Annotated in this window: 19 protein-coding genes; 9 read left to right on the plus strand and 10 right to left on the minus strand. The window is 71.6% G+C overall.

Annotated features, from left to right (window positions below; all coding sequences use genetic code 11):
• The 3 genes from EAO76_RS30100 to EAO76_RS30110 form a co-directional block, all read left to right on the plus strand.
• Positions 1–1,243 (plus strand): S1C family serine protease (locus EAO76_RS30100; RefSeq protein ID WP_148839048.1); only part of this gene is annotated, 1,243 nt, incomplete at its 5' end.
• Between the two features lie 99 nt (positions 1,244–1,342).
• Positions 1,343–1,828 (plus strand): sec-independent translocase, encoded by a 486-nt coding sequence (locus EAO76_RS30105; RefSeq protein ID WP_148839049.1) that lies wholly within the window; start codon positions 1,343–1,345, stop codon positions 1,826–1,828.
• A gap of 119 nt (positions 1,829–1,947) precedes the next feature.
• Positions 1,948–2,607 carry a hypothetical protein gene (locus EAO76_RS30110; protein WP_148839050.1) on the plus strand — a complete coding sequence of 220 codons (660 nt, stop codon included), beginning with the start codon at positions 1,948–1,950 and terminating at the stop codon, positions 2,605–2,607.
• A gap of 103 nt (positions 2,608–2,710) precedes the next feature.
• Here EAO76_RS30110 and EAO76_RS30115 read toward each other — a convergent pair whose 3' ends face one another.
• The 4 genes from EAO76_RS30115 to EAO76_RS30130 form a co-directional block, all read right to left on the minus strand.
• The gene (locus tag EAO76_RS30115; RefSeq protein WP_148839051.1) at positions 2,711–3,580 is read right to left on the minus strand and encodes an IS5 family transposase; all 870 of its coding nucleotides are present in this window, start codon (positions 3,578–3,580) and stop codon (positions 2,711–2,713) included.
• A 216-nt stretch (positions 3,581–3,796) separates the two neighbouring features.
• Positions 3,797–4,930 carry an Mrp/NBP35 family ATP-binding protein gene (locus EAO76_RS30120; protein ID WP_148839052.1) on the minus strand — a complete coding sequence of 378 codons (1,134 nt, stop codon included), beginning with the start codon at positions 4,928–4,930 and terminating at the stop codon, positions 3,797–3,799.
• Positions 4,931–5,026: 96 nt separating this feature from the next.
• Positions 5,027–5,584, minus strand: coding sequence for a DUF1003 domain-containing protein (locus EAO76_RS30125; RefSeq protein ID WP_148839053.1), 558 nt, complete (start codon positions 5,582–5,584; stop codon positions 5,027–5,029).
• Positions 5,574–6,848, minus strand: coding sequence for a magnesium transporter MgtE N-terminal domain-containing protein (locus EAO76_RS30130; protein WP_148839054.1), 1,275 nt, complete (start codon positions 6,846–6,848; stop codon positions 5,574–5,576). Before EAO76_RS30130 ends, EAO76_RS30125 begins: the two co-directional genes overlap by 11 nt.
• A gap of 216 nt (positions 6,849–7,064) precedes the next feature.
• Here EAO76_RS30130 and EAO76_RS30135 point away from each other — a divergent pair, with 216 nt between their 5' ends.
• A complete protein-coding gene (locus tag EAO76_RS30135; protein WP_148839055.1) occupies positions 7,065–7,829 on the plus strand; it encodes a hypothetical protein in 765 nt (254 codons plus the stop codon).
• Between the two features lie 40 nt (positions 7,830–7,869).
• On the opposite strand, the gene EAO76_RS30140 is transcribed toward EAO76_RS30135, so the two are convergent.
• Positions 7,870–8,394, minus strand: a complete 525-nt coding sequence (locus EAO76_RS30140) for a hypothetical protein (protein WP_148839056.1) — start codon at positions 8,392–8,394, stop codon at positions 7,870–7,872.
• Positions 8,395–8,452: 58 nt separating this feature from the next.
• Entirely contained in the window at positions 8,453–9,568 is a 1,116-nt protein-coding gene (locus EAO76_RS30145; protein ID WP_148839057.1) for a magnesium and cobalt transport protein CorA, read from the minus strand.
• A gap of 411 nt (positions 9,569–9,979) precedes the next feature.
• On the opposite strand from EAO76_RS30145, the gene EAO76_RS30150 reads away from it, so the two are divergent.
• Complete coding sequence (locus EAO76_RS30150) at positions 9,980–10,564, plus strand: suppressor of fused domain protein (RefSeq protein ID WP_148839058.1); 585 nt, start codon at positions 9,980–9,982, stop codon at positions 10,562–10,564.
• 156 nt (positions 10,565–10,720) lie between these two features.
• Here the strand turns inward: EAO76_RS30150 and EAO76_RS30155 are convergent, their stop codons facing one another.
• Positions 10,721–11,953 carry an MFS transporter gene (locus tag EAO76_RS30155; protein WP_148839059.1) on the minus strand — a complete coding sequence of 411 codons (1,233 nt, stop codon included), beginning with the start codon at positions 11,951–11,953 and terminating at the stop codon, positions 10,721–10,723.
• Between the two features lie 157 nt (positions 11,954–12,110).
• Here EAO76_RS30155 and EAO76_RS30160 point away from each other — a divergent pair, with 157 nt between their 5' ends.
• The 3 genes from EAO76_RS30160 (at position 12,111) to EAO76_RS30170 (ending at position 14,538) form a co-directional block, all read left to right on the plus strand.
• Entirely contained in the window at positions 12,111–12,755 is a 645-nt protein-coding gene (locus EAO76_RS30160) for a DUF6758 family protein (RefSeq protein WP_148839060.1), read from the plus strand.
• Positions 12,756–12,918: 163 nt separating this feature from the next.
• A complete protein-coding gene (locus tag EAO76_RS30165) occupies positions 12,919–13,785 on the plus strand; it encodes a PHP domain-containing protein (protein WP_148839061.1) in 867 nt (288 codons plus the stop codon).
• A 147-nt stretch (positions 13,786–13,932) separates the two neighbouring features.
• Entirely contained in the window at positions 13,933–14,538 is a 606-nt protein-coding gene (locus EAO76_RS30170) for a MarC family protein (protein ID WP_148839062.1), read from the plus strand.
• A gap of 76 nt (positions 14,539–14,614) precedes the next feature.
• Here EAO76_RS30170 and EAO76_RS44890 read toward each other — a convergent pair whose 3' ends face one another.
• Entirely contained in the window at positions 14,615–14,767 is a 153-nt protein-coding gene (locus EAO76_RS44890) for a hypothetical protein (RefSeq protein ID WP_187438837.1), read from the minus strand.
• Between the two features lie 229 nt (positions 14,768–14,996).
• Here EAO76_RS44890 and EAO76_RS30175 point away from each other — a divergent pair, with 229 nt between their 5' ends.
• A complete protein-coding gene (locus EAO76_RS30175; protein WP_148839063.1) occupies positions 14,997–15,884 on the plus strand; it encodes an NYN domain-containing protein in 888 nt (295 codons plus the stop codon).
• A gap of 111 nt (positions 15,885–15,995) precedes the next feature.
• On the opposite strand, the gene EAO76_RS30180 is transcribed toward EAO76_RS30175, so the two are convergent.
• A complete protein-coding gene (locus EAO76_RS30180; protein ID WP_148839064.1) occupies positions 15,996–16,841 on the minus strand; it encodes an alpha/beta fold hydrolase in 846 nt (281 codons plus the stop codon).
• A gap of 212 nt (positions 16,842–17,053) precedes the next feature.
• The gene (locus EAO76_RS30185; protein WP_187438907.1) at positions 17,054–18,883 is read right to left on the minus strand and encodes a DEAD/DEAH box helicase; all 1,830 of its coding nucleotides are present in this window, start codon (positions 18,881–18,883) and stop codon (positions 17,054–17,056) included.
• Between the last annotated feature and the right edge of the window lie 262 nt (positions 18,884–19,145).

Raw genomic sequence — 19,145 nt, forward strand, 5'->3', positions numbered from 1 at the left:
GGTGGCCCCCGCCCCGCTCCAGCCGCAGCCGGCACAGCCGACGCAGTGGCTCCAGTACGACCCCTGGGGCGCGCCCCGGCAGCCGCTCACCACCAACCCGGGCCCGCCGCTCGGGGCCGACACCGGCCGCAAGAAGCAGCGGCGCGGCTCGCTCCTCGTCGGCGCGGTGCTGCTCGCCCTGGTGGCGGGCGGCATCGGCGGCGGCATCGGGGCCTACGTCGAGCGCAACGGCGGCCTCACCCGGATCGAGCTGCCGCAGGCCGGCCGCGACAGTGGCGGCCGGGCCCCCGACAGCGTCGCAGGGATCGCCGCCAGCGCCCTGCCGAGCGTGGTCACCCTGCACGTCAGCGGCACCGGCGAGTCCGGCACCGGCACCGGCTTCGTCCTCGACAAGTCCGGCCACATCCTCACCAACAACCACGTCGTCGCCCCGGCCGGTTCGTCCGGCGACATCACCGTCACGTTCAGCGGCGGCGAGACGGCGCGCGGCGAGATCGTCGGCAAGGACAGCGGCTACGACCTGGCCGTGGTCAAGGTCACCGGCGTCTCCGGCCTCAAGCCGCTGCCGCTGGGCAACTCCGACAACGTGCGGGTCGGCGACCCGGTGGTCGCCATCGGTGCCCCCTTCGACCTGTCCAACACGGTGACCTCCGGCATCATCAGCGCCAAGGACCGGCCGATCACCGCGGGCGGCGAGAAGGGCGACGGCAGCGACATCAGCTACGTGGACGCGCTCCAGACCGACGCCCCGATCAACCCGGGCAATTCCGGTGGCCCGCTCGTCGACGGCAAGGCCCAGGTCATAGGCATCAACAGCGCCATCCGCGCCGCCGACAGCGGTTCGTCGGGCGAGGGCGGCCAGGCCGGCTCCATCGGCCTCGGCTTCGCCATCCCGATCAACCAGGGCAAGCGGGTCGCCGAGGAGCTGATCGCGACCGGCCGGGCCACCCACCCGGTGATCGGCGTCACGCTCGACATGAAGTACACCGGGGACGGCGCCCGGGTCGGCACCAAGGGCGCGGGCGGCAACCCCGCGGTGACGCCCGGCGGACCCGGCGCCAAGGCCGGGATCAGGCCCGGGGACGTCATCACGGAGGTGGATGGCCGCCGGGTGCACAGCGGCGAGGAACTGATCGTGAAGATCCGCGCCCACCGTCCCGGCGACCGTCTGGACCTCGGTCTGACACGCGGTGGTAAAGACCTGTCCATCTCTTTGACCCTCGGGTCGGCAACCGGCACGTGACAGCCCCCGTGCGCTACCGCGACGGCAGTTTCGGCGGGTACCGTGGGCCGGGTCCGGACCTCGACCGACACGGCCCCGGAGAACACGAGGAGCAACAGGGTGTTCAATGACATAGGCGTACTCGAGCTGGTGACGCTCGGGATCCTGGGCGTGCTGATCTTCGGCCCGGACAAGCTGCCCAAGGTCATCCAGGACGCCTCGCGCTTCATCCGCAAGGTCCGTGACTTCTCGGAGAGCGCCAAGGAGGACATCCGCACGGAGCTCGGCCCGGAGTTCAAGGACTTCGAGTTCGAGGACCTCAACCCCAAGACGTTCGTCCGCAAGCAGCTCATGGACGGCAACGACGACCTGGGGCTGAAGGAGATCCGCGAGACCTTCGACCTGCGCAAGGACCTGAACGAGATCACCGACGCGGTGAACGGCCGGGAGAGCGCGGCCGTGGAGTCCGCCGACTCGCGCAGCGGCGTGTCGAGCAGCCCGGCGATCACCGCCGCCAACGGCTCCCCGGGCGCTCCCGACCTGCTCAAGAAGCGTGACCAGACGGCCGTGGACAAGCACCCGCCCTTCGACGCCGACGCCACCTGACCCCCCGCCAACCGGGCTCGTCCGGACGGTATGGCTATTCTCCATCTGTCCGGAAGTGAGTACGCCCGTCGGGGGGCGGGCCGCTCCGGGCCCAACGGATCGAGGAGGCGGCCGGACAGATGGGGACGACGAGTCGGGTGGGCGCGGAAGACGCGCCGAGCACAGTCACCGCAGAGGGGAGTCCGGTGGCCCGGCGCATCGTCGACGGCTACCTGGCGGCCGGATTCCCCTGGTACGGACTGGACGAGGCCTTCACCGGGCCGCGCCGGCTGATGCAGGTGGGCACCACCGCCGACGGCGCGGTGCAGCACGGTTCCGTCGGACACGGCGACGAGCCGTCGGTACGGGCGGACGCGGGCACGGAGAAGCAGCGGTTCGCCGTCGTCGTCTCGCTGGGCAGCAGCCCGGTGCGGCGCAGCGGCGACGGTACGGGGGTGCTGGACGCGACCACGGTCTCCTCCGCCGCCTGGCTGGCCGGGTCCGGCCTGCTCGCCTGCACCTGGCCGCCGCAGCTGGACCACGCCCTGCGCGACGACTGGCTGAGCCAGCAGACGGAGACGGCGTTCGACCTCGCCGACGACCTGGAGGGCCCCGCCTGGTCGGTGCTGTCCCTGCCGGTGGACGGGGTCCCGGTGCCGTTCCACTACCGCGAGTCGGAGTTCGGCTGGGTGCTGGCGGGTTCGGCGCCCGGCGGGGTGCACATCGGCGCGTACGGGCGGGGCATGAGCGCCTACGGCCTGGGCTTCGCGGTGATCGACGACATCACGTCGTACGCGTAGGCAGCGGTACGAGCGGTACGAGCGGTACGAGCGGTACGGGGCGGTGAACCGGCGGGAGGCCGGCCACCGCCCCGCGGCTCAGAGGTCGTTTTCGCCCGATGTTTCATCCTGAGATGGGATGTTCTGTGGCCTTCTTCGGGTCGCGCCAGGAGATGGTGTTCTCATGGGTGAGGCGGCGGGCCATGAGGTCGGTCATGGCAATGTGGATCACGGCTTCGGAGCGGGTGGGCAGGGTTTCGTAGTCGCGGGCCAGGCGGCGGTGGAGCATGAGCCAGCCGTAGGTTCGCTCGACCGTCCACCGTTTCGGGATCGGGGTGAAGCCCCTGCTCCCAGGCTTGCGGGCGGTGATCTCCATGTCGATGCCGAGGGTGGCGGCATGCTCGACGAGGTGCTGGCGGTATCCGCCGTCGACCCACACCTTGCGGATGCGCGGATGTTCGGCGGCGACCTGGTCGAGCAGCGCGGTGCCGGCAACGGAGTCCTGCACGCTGGCCGCGGTCACCAGTACGGCGAGGAGAAGGCCGAGCGTGTCGGTGACGATGCTTCGCTTCCTGCCGACGATCTTCTTGCCGGCGTCGATGCCCTGGCCGGTGGCGGGAACGCTGGTGGAGGTCTTGACGCTCTGGGCGTCGATCACGCAGGCCGTTGGCTCGGTGTCCCGGCCTTCCTTCTCTCGTAGAAGCTGCCTGAGCAGGCCGTTGAGCTGGGCGAACACGCCCTCGTCGGCCCATTTGGAGAAGTAGCCGTAGACGGTGTTCCAGTGCGGGAAGTCGTGCGGGAGGTACCGCCACTGGACCCCGGTGCGGTCCACGTACAAGATCGCGTCCATGATGTCGTGCAGGTCGTGCTCGGGCGGCCGGCCAAAAGCCGGGGCCCTGCCGCGGCGCTCGAAGCGCCACGCGGTCAGGACCGGCTCGATCAACTCCCAGCGGGCATCGGACAGATCACTCGGATACGGACGTCGCTTCGGCATGCTTCCGGCGTACCGCGCCGGACCGGGTGCGCCCAGGCGCACAACAATGGCGACGGAAGCACATGACCGCGGAGACCGGACATCCTGGGATGACACAGGAGTACGTAGCCCTCCGCCCCATCCGCAACCTCACCCGCCTCCACAACCTCGCCTGCACCGCACCCCAGTACTCCGAGGATCCACCAATAAGTGGGCAGGTCAGATGAAAACGACCTCTCAGAACTTGTTGCGCGGGGTGATGCCCAGCGACATGCCCGACAGGCCGCGCTTGCGGCCGCCCAGCTTGTCCGCGATGGTGCGCAGCGCCTTGCCGGCCGGGGAGTCGGGGTCGGACAGGACGACCGGCTTGCCCTCGTCGCCGCCCTCGCGCAGCCGCACGTCGATCGGGATGGAGCCGAGCACCGGCACCTCCGCGCCGACCGTCCTCGTCAGGCCCTCGGCGACCCTCGCGCCGCCGCCGGTGCCGAACACGTCGACCATCTCGTCGCAGTGCGGACACGGCATGCCCGACATGTTCTCGACGACACCGACGATCTTCTGATGGGTCTGCACGGCGATCGAACCGGCCCGCTCGGCCACCTCGGCCGCCGCCTGCTGCGGGGTCGTGACGACCAGGATCTCGGCGTTCGGCACCAGCTGGGCCACCGAGATCGCGATGTCGCCGGTGCCCGGCGGCAGGTCGAGCAGCAGGACGTCCAGGTCGCCCCAGTACACGTCGGCGAGGAACTGCTGGAGCGCGCGGTGGAGCATCGGGCCGCGCCACACCACCGGGGTGTTGCCCGGGGTGAACATGCCGATGGAGATGACCTTCACGCCGTGCGAGGACGGCGGCATGATCATGTTCTCGACCTGGGTCGGCTTCCCGTCCGCGCCGAGCATCCGCGGCACGCTGTGCCCGTAGATGTCCGCGTCCACGACTCCGACCTTCAGGCCCTCGGCCGCCATCGCCGCGGCGAGGTTCACCGTCACGGACGACTTGCCGACGCCGCCCTTGCCGGACGCGACCGCGTAGACCCTGGTCAGCGAGCCGGGCTTGGCGAACGGCACCTCGCGCTCCGCCGTGCCGCCGCGCAGCGAGGCCGCGAGCTCCTTGCGCTGCTCGTCGCTCATCACGTCCAGCGTGACGTCGACCCGGGAGACGCCCTCGACACGGGAGACCGCGTCCGTCACGTTCTTGGTGATCGTCTCGCGCATCGGGCAGCCCGAGACCGTGAGATAGACCGTGACAGCGACCGCACCGTCAGCGCCGATCTCGACGGATTTCACCATGCCGAGCTCGGTGATCGGGCGGTGGATCTCCGGGTCGTTCACTGTCGCCAGTGCCTCAAGCACCGCGTCTTCCGTAGCCATACCTCGATAGTACGGGTGCGCGCAGCACTCCTTGAGGGTGGTGGTGGGCGACGGGAAGGCGTCACGGCGCCTGTCGCTACGCGCGAGTAGCCTCCATCAGCGGTCTTCGTCACTTTCGGCCGGGAGCAGGGTCCGCCGGTCGTCCAGGTCCTTCACGAGGTCCTCCAGCTCGGAGCGGATCCAGTCGCGGGTGGCGACCTCGCCGAGCCCCATCCGCAGCGACGCGATCTCCCGGGTGAGGTACTCGGTGTCCGCGATGGAGCGCTCGTTCTGCTTGCGGTCCTGCTCGTGGGTGACCCGGTCGCGGTCGTCCTGCCGGTTCTGCGCGAGCAGGATCAGCGGCGCCGCGTACGAGGCCTGGAGCGACAGCATCAGGGTCAGGAAGATGAACGGGTACTGGTCGAACCGCCACGGCAGCGGCGCGAAGACGTTCCACAGCACCCAGACGATGATGACCAGCGTCATCCAGACGATGAACCGCCCGGTGCCCAGGAAACGGGCGATCCGCTCGGAGAACCGGCCGAACGCCTCGGGGTCGTAGTCGGGCAGCACCTTCCGGCGCGGGTCCTTCGGCTGGTCCAGCCGGTGGCGCGGCGGGCGCACGATGCCCGAGGCGCCCACCGGTGCCGTCTTCGTGCGTTCCTCAGCCGCCACGGGCCACCCCCTCCTCGCTGTGGAAATCGGTCTCCCGCCAGTCCTCGGGCAGCAGGTGGTCGAGGACGTCGTCCACCGTCACCGCGCCGAGCAGCGACCCGCTCTCGTCCACGACGGGCACCGAGACCAGGTTGTACGCGGCCAGGTAGCTCGTCACGGCCGGCAGCGGGGTGTCCGGGCCGAGGGGGACGAGATCGCTGTCCACGACCGAGCTGACCAGGGTGTACGGCGGATCGCGCAGCAACCGCTGGAAGTGCACGGTGCCCAGGTACTTGCCGGTCGGCGTCTCGTCGGGCGAGCGGCACACGTACACCTGGGCGGCGAGCGCCGGGGACAGGTCGGCCTGCCGGACCCGGGCGAGGGCGTCGGCGATCGTCGCGTCCGGCCGCAGGATGATCGGCTCGGTGGTCATCAGACCGCCCGCGGTCCGTTCCTCGTACGACATCAGGCGCCGCACGTCGGCCGCGTCGTCCGGCCGCATCAGCGTCAGCAGCCGCTCCTTGTCCTCCTCCGGCAGCTCGGACAGCAGGTCGGCCGCGTCGTCCGGGTCCATCGCCTCCAGGACGTCGGCGGCGCGCTCCTCCTGGAGCTTGCCGATGATCTCCACCTGGTCGTCCTCGGGCAGCTCCTCAAGGACGTCGGCGAGCCGGTCGTCGTCGAGCGCGGCGGCCACCTCGGCCCGCCGCTTCGGCGACAGATGGTGCAGCGCGTTGGCCACGTCCGTCGGGCGCAGCCGCTCGAAGGTGGCGACCAGGGTCTCGGCGCCCTGCCCCACCTCCTCCAGCGAGAACCCGCTGACGGCCGACCAGTCGACGGTCAGGGTCTCGCCCTTGCGGCGCAGCGCCCCGGCCTTGCCCTTGCGCACGAAGTACTTGTCGATCTCCCAGTCGCGGCGGGCCGGCAGCTGCTGGATGGCGACGTCGAGGACGGTGACCTCCTCGCCGGTCTCCACGAGCCGGACCCGCCGGTCGAGGAACTCGCCGAGCACCAGGCGTTCGGTGGGCCGCTGTTCGAAGCGCCGCATGTTGACCACGCCGGTGGTGATGACCTGACCGGACTCGACGCCCGTCACCCGGGTCATCGGGAGGAAGATCCGGCGGCGGCTGAGCACCTCGACGACCAGGCCGAGCAGCCGGGGCGGCCGTCCGCCGACCCGCAACATCGCGACCAGGTCGCGGACCCGGCCCACCTGGTCGCCGTTGGGGTCGAAGACCGGGACGCCGGAGAGGTGCGAGACGAAGACCCGGGGGGCACCTGCCGCCATGGTGCGCCTCCTTCTTCCGGGTACGACTTCCGGGTACGGCTTCCGCGTCCGGCCCGGTTGGCGGTCAATCGGTCGTTATGTCGTGATCAGGCTAGCCCGTACCGCTCGGGGCCTGCGCGGTGGATCCGTCCGTACGGCTCCCTGCCGAAGGGTCCGTACGGCACGGGTACGCTGCGGTCTGCCACCCCCGCCACGCAGATGAGAGGCAGTGCGCCCGTGACCCCTCCCGCTCCGCCCGTCCGGGCCCGACGCCGGACCGCCCTCGCCGTGGTGCTCTGCGCCGGGCTGACCGCCGCGCTCACGGCATGCGGCGGCGAGGACCCGGACGAGGGGACCAACGGCGTCGGCAAACTGACCGCCGTGCAGATCGAGAAGAAGGCGCAGAAGGCGGCGGACTCCGCCCCCGCGGTGCGCCTCGCCGGGTCGCTGGTCAGCAAGGGCGGCACCTACAAGCTCGACATGCAGCTCAAGGCGGACGGCGGCACGGGCTCGGTCGTCTCGAAGAACAGCACCTTCGAACTGCTGCGCGTCGGTGACGAGCTCTACCTGAAGGCGGACGCCGGGTTCTGGAGCCACGACGAGGGGGCCGGCGCCGACAGCGAGGCGGGCGGGGCCGCCGCCGACAAGCTCCGGGACAAGTACGTGAAGGTGCCCCAGGACGACCCGACGTACAAGCAGCTGCGCGGCTTCACGGACAAGAAGACGCTGCTGGACGGTCTGCTCACGCTGCACGGCACCCTCGCCAAGGGGGACCGGAAGGAGATCGGCGCGACCCGGACCATCCAGATCGCGGGCGACGAGGGCGCGGGCGGCACGCTCGACGTCTCGCTGGAGGGCACCGCGTACCCGCTGCGCTTCGCGCGCGGCGGCGGCGGGGGGACCGTGTTGCTGTCGGACTGGGGCAAGGACTTCACCCTGGAGGCGCCGGAGAAGGAGGACACGGTCGACTACGGGAAGCAGCTGCCCAGGACGACGTCCTGACGGCCGGCGCCCCGGCCGGGTGAACCGCGGGGCGCGCGGGTCAGCCCTTGCGGCCGCGCTTGAGGAGCAGGCGCGGCAGCCCGGCGGGCACCGGGCGGCGCGTCGTCGCGGGCGTCGGCAGGGGCGCCGCGGCCAGGGAGCCGTCCGGCAGCCCGGTACGGAAGTCGCCGGGCGTCAGCCGCAGCACCCGGCACTCCCGGGCCCATCGTTCCGTCATCCGCTCGGCGTCCGGCGCGTTCAGCCGCTTGCCCTTCAGCTCGGCGACCGCGGCCTCCCATTCCGGCGAGTGCGGCGCGAGCTCCGTCACCGCGGCCGTCCAGGCGATCAGCCGGCCGCCCTTGTCCTTGCTGCGCACGGTCACCTCGGCGGCGGCCCCGTCGCCGAGCCCGGCCGGGAACGGCTGCTCGCCGGGGCCGTCCCCGACCAGGTGCGCCGCGCCCTCGTGCCACACGTGCCACAACGCCCGTGCGGGGCCGGTGCCCCGTACCCAGATCAGGCCGGACTTCTTGGTGGCCTCCTCGACGAGGGCCCGGCCCAGCGGCAGATCGGCGGCGGCAGCAGTCATGCCCGAACTCTATGGGATCGGCCGCGGGGCGGGACCGGGGCGGCGGGCGGAGCGGTGGTCAGAGCCAGCCGTTGCGCTTGAGCATGCGGTGGATGGAGAAGCAGACCACGCCGATGACGCCCAGCACCATCGGGTAGCCGTACCGCCATCCCAGCTCGGGCATGTGCTTGAAGTTCATGCCGTAGACGCCGCAGATCATCGTCGGCACGGCGACGATGGCCGCCCAGGACGTGATCTTGCGCATGTCCTCGTTCTGCGCGACGGTCGCCTGCGCCAGGTTGGCCTGGAGGATCGAGTTCAGCAGTTCGTCGAAGCCGATGACCTCCTCGTGCACCCGCGCCAGGTGGTCGGCGACGTCACGGAAGTACTTCTGGATGTCGGGGTCGATCAGCCGCATCGGCCGCTCGCTCAGCAGCTGCATCGGCCGCAGCAGCGGCGACACCGCCCGCTTGAACTCCAGCACCTCGCGCTTCAGTTGGTAGATCCGGCCCGCGCCCGAGCCGCGCGGGCTGCCCTTCGCCGGGGTGGAGAAGACCTCGATCTCCACCTCGTCGATGTCGTCCTGGACGGCCTCGGCCACCGCGATGTACCCGTCGACGACGTGGTCGGCGATGGAGTGCAGCACCGCGGAGGGGCCCTTGGCGAGCAGTTCGGGGTCGTCCTGGAGCCGGTGGCGCAGCGCGCGCAGCGAGCCGTGTCCGCCGTGCCGCACGGTGATGACGAAGTCCCGGCCGGTGAAGCACATCACCTCGCCGGTCTCCACCACCTCGCTGGTGGCGGTGAGTTCGGCGTGCTCGACGTAGTGGATGGTCTTGAAGACGGTGAAGAGCGTGTCGTCGTACCGCTCCAGCTTCGGCCGCTGGTGGGCGTGGACGGCGTCCTCGACGGCGAGCGGGTGCAGCCCGAACTCCCGGGCGATGCCCGCGAATTCCTCTTCGGTGGGCTCGTGCAGGCCGATCCAGGCGAAGCCGCCCTCGGCCCGCACTTCGAGCATCGCCTCGTGCGGGGTGCGGCAGGTGCCGCGCTCCAGGCGCCGGCCGTCGCGGTAGACCGCGCAGTCGACGACCGCGCTGGAGGCGGACGGGTCACGGGTGGTGTCGTAGGCGTTGTGCAGGGCGTTGCTCTTGCGCAGGGACGGGCGCACGACGGCGCGCAGGTCGCGGATCATCGACATGGCTGGCTCCTCTTCACGGAGGGCCGTCGTCGGGCGCGCGGAACAACCCGGAATGGGGACGTGCGCTCACGTCCGCAAAGCGGGCGGCACCGCAGCGGCGCGATGACGGCGTTCGCTACAGGCAGGCAAGAAAGGAGTGCTCTTCCGTCGTGCGCAATGCCATGGGCCTTGACCGAGAAGGCTTCAGATCACCGAGGGAAGGTGAGATGCGGAAGAGCGGTTGGTACTGCACGGTCGACTTCGATCCATGGCAGCCCCACCTCCTCCAGCCGGTCCCCCTTGGGGGATGACGTGTCGTCGGGGCTGAGAGCGACGCTTCTGCGTGCTGCCCCGACCGGCGGCCAAGACTATCAGCCGCCTGACGGCCAATCCTTTACTTTGCCCGTTCCATACGCGTTCTATGCTCGCGGGATGGGAGAAATTCTTGCTCTGGTCGAGGCCCGGTTGCTGACGGCCCTCGGTGAACCGGACGCGCGCGCCGCAGTGACGTTTCTCGGCACGGACCGGATCGAGGTGCTCCGCTTCGTCGACGGCGACGTGGTGCGCTACGCCACACTCGGCATGTCCGCCCAGCCGATGGCCGACCCGACCGCGGTCCTCGCGGACCCGGTGAAGGGGCCGCGCGCCGAGCTGGTCCTCTCCGTGCGCGCCGGGCTCGCCGACACCGACAAGGTGCTGCGCCCGCTCGCCGTGCTGGCGGCCTCCCCGCAGGTCGAGGGGCTGGTGGTGGCGCCGGGCGCCTCGCTGGACGTCGGCGAACCGCTGTGGCCGGGGGCGCCGTTCAGCTCCGTACTGGTCGCGGAGCCGGGCGGTCTGGTCGAGGACCTGGAGCTGGACGCGCCGATGGACCCGGTCATGTTCCTGCCGCTGCTGCCGATGACGCACAACGAGGCCGCGTGGAAGCGGGTCCGGGGCGCGCAGGAACTCCAGGAGCGGTGGCTCTCGCACGGCACGGACCTGCGCGACCCGCTGCGCGGCTCGGTACCGCTTGACTGACCCCGGCCCGGGTGTCCCGGTGTCCCGGCGTCTCGGTGCCCCGGTCCCGGTTCGGGTCCCGGTGTCCCGGTCCCGCGGTTCGGGTCCCGGCCGTCCGGCGCGCGGAGAGCCCCGCCGCGCGGCCAGGAGGGGGAGCCGCGGGCGGGGCGGTACGGGTCAGTCGGCGAAGGCCGCGACCCCGTCCTCGGCGGCGTGCTTCGGCTCCAGCGCCTCCGCCTCGTGGGTCAGCGCCGAGCGCCGGACCCGTACGACGAGCGCGCCGGCCACGGCCGCGACCGCGGCGACCACGAACGGGACGTGGACGTCGCTCCATTCCTCGATCTTCGGGGCGAGGTACGGGGCGGCGGCAGCGGCGAACCAGCGGACGAAGTTGTACCCCGCGCTCGCCACCGGCCGCGGCGCGTCCGAGACGCCGAGCGCCAGCTCCGTGTAGACGGTGTTGTTCATGCCGATGAAGGCGCCGGAGACGATCGTGCAGACGATGGCGGCGGTGTGGTTGCCGTACCCCAGGACCAGCAGGTCGACGGCGAGCAGCAGCAGCGAGGCGCCGAGCACCTTCAGCGAGCCGAAGCGCTTTTGGAGCCGCGGGGCGACGAGCACCGAGAAGACCGCGAGCAGCAGACCCCAGGCGAAGAACACCGCGCCGGACCTGTACGGCGTCATGTCCAGCACGAACGGGGTGAAGGCCAGGATCGTGAAGAACGCGTAGTTGTAGAAGAACGCCGAGGCCGCGACCGAGGCCAGACCGCCGTGGCCGAGGGCCTTGATCGGGTCCAGCAGCGAGGTCTTCCGGGCGGGCCTGGGCTGTTCCTTCAGGAACGCGGTGATGCAGATGAAGCCGATCGCCATCAGCGCGGCCGTGCCGAAGAACGGGTAGCGCCAGCTGGCGTCGCCGAGCAGTGCGCCGAGCAGTGGTCCGCACGCCATGCCGAGGCCGAGCGCCGACTCGTAGAGCAGGATCGCCGCCGCGCTGCCGCCGGCCGCAGCGCCGACGATCACGGCGAGCGAGGTCGACACGAAGAGGGCGTTGCCCAGTCCCCAGCCGGCCCGGAAGCCGACGAGTTCGCCGACGGACGTGGAGGTGCCGGAGAGCGCCGCGAAGACGACGACGAGCGCCAGGCCGGCCAGCAGCGTCCTGCGGCCGCCGATCCGGCTGGACACGAAGCCGGTGACGAGCATCGCCACGGCGGTGATCAGGAAGTACGAGGTGAAGAGGAGGGACACCTGGCTGGGCGTCGCCTCCAGGCCCTTGGCGATGGACGGGAGAATCGGGTCCACCAGGCCGATTCCCATGAACGCGACGACAGAGGCGCCCGCCGTGGCCCAGACGGCCTTCGGCTGGCGCAGGATGCTGCCCGCGCCCTGATCGAACGGATCCTCTCCCTGCATGGATCTCCTCGCTCTCCACTAGGTCGTTGCGGTACACACAGAATAAGTTAGATAGACTAATGAATGCAAGCTACATCTAAATTTGCCGGTGAGGGGCGCACTACGGACGGGTGATCTTGCTTGACGCGGCGACGGTCCTGGAGGACCGTTGGTCGCTATGAGGGGCGAACCCAGTTGCCCGAAGTGTGGAGGCCGGGTCAGGGCACCCGGTCTCTTCGCCGACACCTGGCAGTGCACCCTGCACGGCAGCGTGCAGCCACTGCAGCCGGTCGTTCCGCCCAGCGTGGAAGCGCTGGGAGCGGTGGTGCGCCGTGCCCAGGTGCCGGTGTGGATGCCCTGGCCGCTGCCGGTGGGCTGGCTGTTCACCGGGGCGGCGAGCGCGGGCGACGACCGCAGCGGCGGCCGCGCCACCGTCGTCGCCTGTTCCGGCCCCGGCCCCGTCGGCGGCATCGGCGAGCTGCTGCTGGTCACCGAGGAGCTCGGGCTCGGGCTCGGCGCGCGGTACGCCGGGATCGACGGCCCCGACCCCGGCCCGTACCTGGAGGTCGACGGCCCGCCCGACGTCAAGATGCTCGCGGCCGGTCGCCCCACCCCGCTCTGGCACGTCAAGGGCGCCCCCGAGGACCGCGCGGTCTTCGCGGGCGAGGCGCGCGGACTCTGGCTCTGGGCGATCGTCTGGCCCGAGCAGTCGGGACTCCTGATGTACGACGAGCTGGTGCTCGCCGATCTGCGCGAGGCCGGGGGAGAGATGGACCTCGTGCCGTGCGGGGCGCTCACGCCGCGCCTGCTCGACACGCCCTGACCGCGGCTGTCGCCGGAGGCGTGCCGGAGCCGGGGCGCGGGCCGTCGGGGGCGTGCGCCGGGGCCGTGCGCCGGGGCCGTCCCGGGCCCGGCCGGAGGGTGTTCGAACGCCGGTTATCCTTGAACGTCCCTCTTGTCCGGCCCCGAGCACTGGAGTACGCGTCGTGCGCATCGACCTGCACACCCACTCCACCGCTTCGGACGGCACGGACACCCCCGCCGAGCTGGTGCGCAACGCCGCCGCCGCGGGGCTGGACGTCGTCGCGCTCACCGACCACGACACCGTGCGCGGTCACGCCGAGGCGGTCGCCGCCCTTCCCGAAGGACTCACGCTGGTCACCGGAGCCGAGCTCTCCTGCCGGCTGGACGGGGTGGGCCTGCACATGCTGGCGTACCTCTTCGACCCCGACGAGCCCGAGCTGGCCCGCGAACGCGAACTGGTCAGGGACGACCGGGTGCCGCGCGCCCGCACCATGGTGGGCAAGCTCCAGGAGCTCGGCGTGCCGGTCGAGTGGGAGCGGGTCGCGGGCATCGCCGGGGACGGCTCGGTCGGCAGGCCGCACATCGCCACCGCGCTCGTCGAGCTCGGCGTCGTCGAGACCGTCTCCGACGCCTTCACGCCGCAGTGGCTCGCCGACGGCGGACGCGCCTACGCCGAGAAGCACGAACTCGACCCCTTCGACGCGATCCGGCTGGTCAAGGCCGCCGGGGGCGTCACCGTCTTCGCCCACCCGGCCGCCGTCAAGCGCGGCCGGGTGCTGCCCGAGTCGTCGATCGCCCGGCTCGCCGCCGCCGGTCTCGACGGCATCGAGGTCGACCACATGGATCACGACGGGCCGACCCGGGCCCGGCTGCGCGACCTCGCCCGCGAGCTGGGGCTGCTGACGACCGGGTCCAGCGACTACCACGGCAGCCGCAAGACCATCGGGCTCGGCGAGTACACCACCGACCCCGAGATCTACGGCGAGATCACCCGGCGCGCCACGGGAGCCTTCCCGGTGCCGGGCGCCGGCGGACTCCGCATCGCGTAACGGCGCACGTCGGGGAGTACGGCTCCGCCCGTCCCCGCGTACCGTCGCCCGGACCACTTACACGTTTCATCCGCGCGTCTCCGGCTGCCCCCGCGGCCTCGCCGGTGCGCCCCTCCACCTCGTTTCTCTCCTCCCGCAAGGCTCACTGTGTTCGACGTCGCCGTCTTCGGATCCCTTTTTCTCACGCTTTTTGTGATTATGGATCCCCCGGGCATCACCCCGATCTTCCTCGCCCTCACCGCAGGCCGCCCCGCCAGGATGCAGCGCCGGATGGCGTTCCAGGCGGTCGCCGTCGCCTTCGGCGTGATCGCGGTCTTCGGTGTGCTCGGCCAGCAGATCCTCGACTACCTGCACGTCTCCGTACCCGCCCTGATGATCGCGGGCGGACTCCTCCTGCTGCTGATCGCGCTCGACCTGCTGACCGGCAAGACCGACGAGCCGACGCAGACCAAGGACGTCAACGTGGCGCTCGTACCGCTGGGCATGCCGCTGCTCGCCGGCCCCGGCGCGATCGTCTCGGTGATCCTGGCGGTGCAGCACGCCGACAGCGTGGGCAGCCAGATCTCGGTCTGGTCGGCGATCGTCGCGATGCACGTCGTGCTCTGGCTGGCCATGCGCTACTCGCTGCTGATCATCCGGGTCATCAAGGACGGCGGGGTCGTGCTGGTGACCCGGCTCGCCGGGATGATGCTGTCCGCCATCGCCGTGCAGCAGATCATCAACGGCGTCACCCAGGTCATCCAGGGCTCCTGACCGCCCCGCCGGAACCACGGCGCCCCCGTACGGATCTTCCGTACGGGGGCGCTTCGTCTTTGTGCGTCGTTGAGCGTTACGAAGCCGAGGATTCGGCCGGGCGGATGTAGATGCGCTGGCCCACGGCTGCGGCCTGCTGCACGATCCGGTTGACGGAGGCGGCGTCCACGACGGTGCTGTCCACGGCGGTACCGTCGACATCGTCGAGTCGCATGATCTCGAAGCGCATATGGCTCCCCTTCGTCTGATCCTCCTGCTGGAGAACTACTGGGAGGACGGGTGACCCGTCCGCAAGGATGTGAGCGCCCGACATCGCTGTCCCGCGCTCACACGAGGTACAACGGCTTGCCCCCTGCAAACATTCCCTACGCTAAGGAAATTTTTTGGATGTCTAAGCATCAGCAGGTCACCGCGCACGAACCGGCGACGAGGACCACGAGGTCCACGACGAGGCCCGAATGAACGAGGCAGAGATCGGCGAGCGACTGGACCGCACCAACGCGCTGCTCCAGCGGGTGCTCGCCGAGGTGTCGAAGACCCCCTCGACCCACGCCATCTTCGTGGACGCGGGCTATGTGTACGCCGCGGCCGGACTGCTCGTCACCGGAACCGAGGACCGCCGCTCCTTCGACCTCGACGCGGAAGGGCTGATCGAGGCCTTCATCGACAAGGCCCGGACGATCTTCGCGGACAGCAGACTGCTGCGCGTGTACTGGTACGACGGGGCCCGCAGGCGCATCCACACCGCCGAGCAGCAGTCCATCGCCGAACTCCCCGACGTCAAGGTCAGACTCGGCAACCTCAACGCCAACAACCAGCAGAAGGGCGTGGACTCGCTCATCCGCACCGACCTCGAATCGCTCGCCCGGCACCGGGCCATCAGCGACGCGGCCCTGGTCGGCGGCGACGAGGACCTGGTGTCGGCGGTGGAGGCCGCGCAGGGCTACGGGGCCCGGGTCCACCTGTGGGGCATCGAGGCGGGGGAGGGGCGCAACCAGGCCGAACCGCTGCTCTGGGAGGTCGACAGCCAGCGCACCTTCGACCTGGACTTCTGCCGCCCGTACGTCACCAGACGCCCCGTCACCACCTACGAGGACGACGCTCCGGTGCCCTCGCGCGAGGACGTCCGCTTCGTCGGTGCGCAGATCGCCGCGGCCTGGCTGGTCGCCCGGGGCCGCGAATCGCTCGCCGATCTGCTGCCGGGCCACCCGTATCTGCCGGGTTCCGTCGACCAGGACCTGCTGGTCGAGGCCGAACGGCTGCTCCAGCGGTCGCTGCGCGGCCACGCCCAGCTGCGGCGGGCGCTGCGGGACGGGTTCTGGCAGCACCTGCAGGCGCAGTACTGAGGCCGGGGGCCCGCGCGCGGTGCGGGGCCGGGCCGGTGAGCGTGCCCGCGTGCCGGCCGGGCCCGGGCTGCCGGGGCCCGGCGCGGGGTCTCCGGCAGCGCGCGTGATCCCCTACAGGCCGTTCCAGAACGCGACGAGCGCGGCGGCCGTCTCCTGCGGGCGGTCCGTGTTGGGCGAGTGCTCGGCGCCCGTGATCCGGGTGCGCCGGGCATCCAGCCGGATGGCCATCTCGTCGAGCAGCGGCACCGGCCAGACGTCGTCGCGTTCGCCGGAGAGCACATGGAGCGGCAGCCCCGCGGCGGCCAGTTCGGCCACCCGGTCCGGCTCGGTGGCCAGCTGGCGGCCGGTGGCGATCAGCTGGGCGGGCCGGTGGCGCAGCCAGCGCCGGCGCAGGTCCTCGCCGTCCGTCGCCGCGTCCTCGGGCGGGTCGAAGGCGCGCATCGCGTCCCACACCTGGGCCATGGTCAGCGTCGCGAGCGCGTCGCCGAGCATCTTCACCTTGAGCTGCTGGGCCTCGACGACCTCGGCGGGTCCCGACGACATGAGGGTCAGCGAACGGAACGGCGAGGCGTCGAGCAGTACGGCGGCGCGGGCGATCTGCCCGCCCAGGGAGTGCCCCAGCAGGTGCACACCGCCCTCGGCGGCTTCGAGCGCGGCGGCCTGCGCGAGCACGTCGCGGGCCAACTCGCCCTGCTCATACGCCTCCTGACGATCCGTCCCCTCGCTCTCGTACTGGCCCCGGCCGTCCACGGCGACGGTGCGGTACCCGGCGGCCGAGAGCGGTTCGAGCAGCGCGACGAAGTCCTCCTTGCTGCCCGTGTAGCCGGGCAGCAGGAGCGCGGTGCCCCGTACGGCGCCGGACGGCGGGGCGTCCAGCACGGCGAAGTCGCCGCGCGCGGTACGCAACCGGTGGGCGTGGGCGCAGGGGGGCGGGGTGAAGGTGTGCGGCCGGCTCATGGGACGAGGTTAGAGGGTGCGGTGACGGGCGGCGCGGCCGGAAGGCCGGAAGGGGCGGAAGGGCCCACCCCGCGTCCCGAACCCTGCCGATGCCCCGAGCAGTCCGGCGCCCCGGCCCCGAGGCGTTCCGGGGCCCCGGAACGCCGGACGGGCCCGAGGGAAATCCCTCGGGCCCGTCCGGCGAAATCACGCCCCTGCGTCAGGGACCGTGCTCAGCCCTCGGCCTTCGTGGCGGCCGTGCGCGGCGCCCGCCGCCTGCGCGGCTTCGCCTCGGCCCCGTCGGCCGGGGCCTCCTGGGCCACCGTCTCCGCGGCCGGCTTGGCGGCCGCACGGGTGCGGCGGCGCGGCTTGGTCTCCGACCGGGGCTCGGAGATCGGCGCGATCTGGAAGTCGACCTCGTCCTCGACCGGCTTGACGACCCGGGCGCGGCGGCGCGGCCGGGTGACCGTCTTAGCCTCGGCCACCGGCTCGGAGACCGGTGCGATCTGGAAGTCGACCTCGTCCTCGACCGGCTTCACGACCCGGGCGCGGCGGCGTCGGGGCTTGGTCTCGGCCGGAGCCTCGACGGCCTTCGGCGCGGCCTCGGCCACCGCCTCGGCGGGGGCCTGCACCGTGTTCAGCGCGGCCTCGGCCGCGACCTCCGCGGCACCGACCCGGGTACGACGGCGGCGACGCGGCGCACGCGGCTCCGCCGGCGCGTCGGCGACCTCGGCGGCCGGGGCCGGCACGGCGGCGGCGGACGCCTCGGCGGAGACGGCGGCACCGCCCCGGGTGCGACGGCGCTGGCGCGGCGTGCGCGGCGCGCGCTCCTCGCGCGCGGCGGGCGCGGCGGACTTGCGGCCGCGGCCGCCCGTCTCGCCCAGGTCCTCGATCTCCTCCGCCCGCAGGCCCGCACGGGTCCGCTCGGAACGCGGCAGGACACCCTTGGTGCCGGCCGGGATGTCGAGCTCCTCGAAGAGGTGCGGCGAGGTGGAGTACGTCTCGACCGGGTCGTTGAACTTCAGGTCGAGCGCCTTGTTGATCAGCTGCCAGCGCGGGATGTCGTCCCAGTCGACCAGCGTGATCGCGATGCCCTTGGCACCGGCCCGGCCGGTCCGGCCGATGCGGTGGAGGTACGTCTTCTCGTCCTCCGGCGACTGGTAGTTGATGACGTGGGTCACACCCTCGACGTCGATGCCGCGCGCCGCGACGTCGGTGCAGACGAGCACGTCCACCTTGCCGTTGCGGAACGCGCGCAGCGCCTGCTCGCGGGCGCCCTGGCCGAGGTCGCCGTGGACCGCGCCGGAGGCGAAGCCGCGCCGGTCCAGCTGCTCGGCGATGTCGGCCGCCGTGCGCTTCGTGCGGCAGAAGATCATCGCGAGTCCGCGGCCGTTGGCCTGCAGGATGCGGGAGACCATCTCCGGCTTGTCCATCGAGTGCGCCCGGTAGACGTGCTGCGAGATGTTCGCGACGGTCGCGCCCTCGTCGTCGGGCGAGGTGGCGCGGATGTGCGTCGGCTGCGACATGTAGCGGCGCGCGAGACCGATGACGGCGCCCGGCATGGTCGCCGAGAACAGCATCGTCTGGCGCTTCTGCGGAAGCATGGTGATGATCTTCTCGACGTCGGGCAGGAAGCCCAGGTCGAGCATCTCGTCTGCCTCGTCGAGCACCAGCGCGCGGACGTGCGAGAGGTCGAGCTTGCGCTGCCCGGCCAGGTCGAGCAGTCGGCCCGGGGTGCCGACGATCACGTCGACGCCCTTCTTCAGGGCCTCCACCTGCGGCTCGTAGGCACGGCCGCCGTAGATCGCCAGCACGCGGACGTTGCGCACCTTGCCGGCGGTCAGCAGGTCGTTGGTCACCTGCTGGCAGAGCTCACGGGTGGGGACGACGACCAGTGCCTGCGGTGCGTCGGTCAGCTGCTCGGGCGCTGCCCGGCCGGCCTCGACGTCCGCGGGGACGGTGACGCGCTCCAGCAGCGGCAGACCGAAACCGAGCGTCTTGCCGGTGCCGGTCTTGGCCTGGCCGATGACGTCGGAGCCGGAGAGCGCGACGGGGAGCGTCATCTCCTGGATGGGGAAGGGGGACACGATGCCGACGGACTCAAGGGCCTCGGCGGTCTCGGAAAGAATCCCGAGTTCTCGGAACGTAGTCAGGGTGCTGCCTCTTCTGTGAGACGCGGTCCGAGGCGAACGCTGGGGGTCGTACCGTGCCGGGGTTGGTCATCCGGCCGTGGATGGGCCGGGTGGCGCGGGACCACTGCCGTCGCTCGAGCGCTCGTGCCGCTGAGGGGGCCCCTCATCTGCGGTCGTACGGTGTCGCACGACC

Origin of the sequence: Streptomyces sp. sk2.1, assembly GCF_008120935.1 — a bacterium.
Classification (GTDB): domain Bacteria; phylum Actinomycetota; class Actinomycetes; order Streptomycetales; family Streptomycetaceae; genus Streptomyces.

Coding starts and splice junctions, on each gene's coding strand:
- EAO76_RS30110 (WP_148839050.1), top strand. CDS start 1,948: ATGGGGACGACGAGTCGGGTGGGCGCGGAAGACGCGCCGAGCACAGTC.
- EAO76_RS30115 (WP_148839051.1), bottom strand. CDS start 3,580: ATGCCGAAGCGACGTCCGTATCCGAGTGATCTGTCCGATGCCCGCTGG.
- EAO76_RS30120 (WP_148839052.1), bottom strand. CDS start 4,930: ATGGCTACGGAAGACGCGGTGCTTGAGGCACTGGCGACAGTGAACGAC.
- EAO76_RS30130 (WP_148839054.1), bottom strand. CDS start 6,848: ATGGCGGCAGGTGCCCCCCGGGTCTTCGTCTCGCACCTCTCCGGCGTC.
- EAO76_RS30140 (WP_148839056.1), bottom strand. CDS start 8,394: ATGACTGCTGCCGCCGCCGATCTGCCGCTGGGCCGGGCCCTCGTCGAG.
- EAO76_RS30145 (WP_148839057.1), bottom strand. CDS start 9,568: ATGTCGATGATCCGCGACCTGCGCGCCGTCGTGCGCCCGTCCCTGCGC.
- EAO76_RS30150 (WP_148839058.1), top strand. CDS start 9,980: ATGGGAGAAATTCTTGCTCTGGTCGAGGCCCGGTTGCTGACGGCCCTC.
- EAO76_RS30155 (WP_148839059.1), bottom strand. CDS start 11,953: ATGCAGGGAGAGGATCCGTTCGATCAGGGCGCGGGCAGCATCCTGCGC.
- EAO76_RS30160 (WP_148839060.1), top strand. CDS start 12,111: ATGAGGGGCGAACCCAGTTGCCCGAAGTGTGGAGGCCGGGTCAGGGCA.
- EAO76_RS44890 (WP_187438837.1), bottom strand. CDS start 14,767: ATGCGCTTCGAGATCATGCGACTCGACGATGTCGACGGTACCGCCGTG.
- EAO76_RS30175 (WP_148839063.1), top strand. CDS start 14,997: ATGAACGAGGCAGAGATCGGCGAGCGACTGGACCGCACCAACGCGCTG.
- EAO76_RS30180 (WP_148839064.1), bottom strand. CDS start 16,841: ATGAGCCGGCCGCACACCTTCACCCCGCCCCCCTGCGCCCACGCCCAC.
- EAO76_RS30185 (WP_187438907.1), bottom strand. CDS start 18,883: ATGACGCTCCCCGTCGCGCTCTCCGGCTCCGACGTCATCGGCCAGGCC.